This is a genomic window from Zhenhengia yiwuensis (assembly GCF_014384995.1).
In the GTDB taxonomy this organism is placed as follows: Bacteria; Bacillota; Clostridia; order Lachnospirales; family Cellulosilyticaceae; genus Zhenhengia; species Zhenhengia yiwuensis.
This window is the reverse complement of the sequence record NZ_JACRSY010000104.1, coordinates 1-1,524: the sequence shown is the minus strand read 5'-3', so window position 1 is coordinate 1,524 and position 1,524 is coordinate 1. Positions and strand designations below refer to the sequence as shown.

The 1,524-nt window shown below is 33.7% G+C and carries 2 protein-coding genes; both read left to right on the top strand.

Annotated elements, in window-relative coordinates; genetic code table 11:
* Positions 1-58: 58 nt before the first annotated feature.
* On the top strand, positions 59-619 hold the full coding sequence (locus tag H8718_RS20895) for a helix-turn-helix domain-containing protein (RefSeq protein WP_330597797.1): 561 nt from the start codon (positions 59-61) through the stop codon (positions 617-619).
* A complete protein-coding gene (locus H8718_RS20195) occupies positions 538-1,461 on the top strand; it encodes an IS3 family transposase (protein ID WP_330597798.1) in 924 nt (307 codons plus the stop codon). The genes H8718_RS20895 and H8718_RS20195 overlap by 82 nt, the downstream gene beginning before the upstream one ends.
* Positions 1,462-1,524: the final 63 nt, after the last annotated feature.

Here is a 1,524-nt window from a genome sequence, read left to right as displayed (position 1 = left end):
TGAACTGACCCCCATAAGTTAGACCTAAAAAATCTAACTTATGGGGGTCAGTCTTTTTATGGCAAAATATAGTTTTGAATTTAAGAAAAAAGTAGTTCAGGCATATCTAAATGGAGAAGGTGGTGCTAAATATCTTTCAAATAAGTATAAGATAGCTTCCAAGACAGATATTCAGAAGTGGGTAGCATCTTACAAAAAATATGGTGATGAAGGGTTAATGCGTTCCAGAAAAAATGAAAATTACTCTTTTGAATTTAAGATTCATGTAGTAGAGTTATATCTAACAAGAGAAGTTTCATATCAGGAATTGGCTTTGTCTATGGGAGTCAATAATCCATCACTCATTACTAGGTGGGTAAATGATTATAGAATTACCGGTCCTGATGCTTTGAAACCAAAACGTAAAGGACGGCGACGAAAAGTGGATAAATCTAACAATAACATATCACAAATAACATCCAATGATAATACTGAATACATTAAACAATTAGAAGACGAATTGTTAAAACTAAAAATTGAGAATGCCTATTTAAAAGAATTGAGGAGGCTGCGTTTAGAGGGAATACCTCAGAACAAAAAGCGAGAATCATCTACAGCCTCCGAGGATCATTTAAACTGAAAGATATTCTCGCAATTTTAGGATTTCCTAAGTCAACATATATGTATTGGCAAAAACGTTTTGATAAAGAAGATTCAAACAAAGAGTTAGAAGAAAAGATTCTTGCAATACGAAAGGATAATAAGGATTTTGGCTACAGACGCATTTATGGGCAACTAAGAAAACAAGGACTCGTTGTAAACAAGAAACGCGTTCAGCGAATTGTTCAGAAGTTAGGGATTCAGGTACAATCCTTTACTAGAAAAAGTCGTAAATACAGCTCCTATAAAGGCAAGGTAGGAAAGGTTTCTCCTAATAGAATACATAGGCGTTTTGAAACACATATTCCACACCAGAAGATTACAACAGATACATCAGAGTTTAAGTATTATGAAGTAGATGAAAAAGGAAGAATGGTTATTAAAAAGCTTTATCTAGATCCGTTTATGGATCTGTGTAATAGAGAAATAGTTAGTTATGGTATTTCTAAGCAACCATCTGCAGAGAGTATAATGAAAGCCTTAAATGAAGCTATAGAAATTACAAGTGATTGTCAGTACCGACGTATATTCCATTCTGATCAAGGTTGGGCTTATCAGATGAAATCATACATTCGTATACTTGAGGAAAATAAGATTTTTCAGAGCATGTCCAGAAAAGGAAATTGCCATGATAATGCAGTAATGGAGAACTTCTTTGGAATTATGAAACAGGAAATGTATTATGGTAAGGTTTATTACAGTTATGAAGAACTTAAGGTAGCTATTGAAAAATATATAAAATATTATAATGAACAAAGGATTAAAGAGAAACTAGGATGGATGAGCCCAGTAGAATACAGGGTGAGCCTCTTAGCTGCATAAAGAAATAGCGTAGCAGCTTAAACGCTACTACGCTATAAAGTCTAACTTATTGGGGTCACATCA

Coding starts and splice junctions, on each gene's coding strand:
- H8718_RS20895 (WP_330597797.1), top strand. CDS start 59: ATGGCAAAATATAGTTTTGAATTTAAGAAAAAAGTAGTTCAGGCATAT.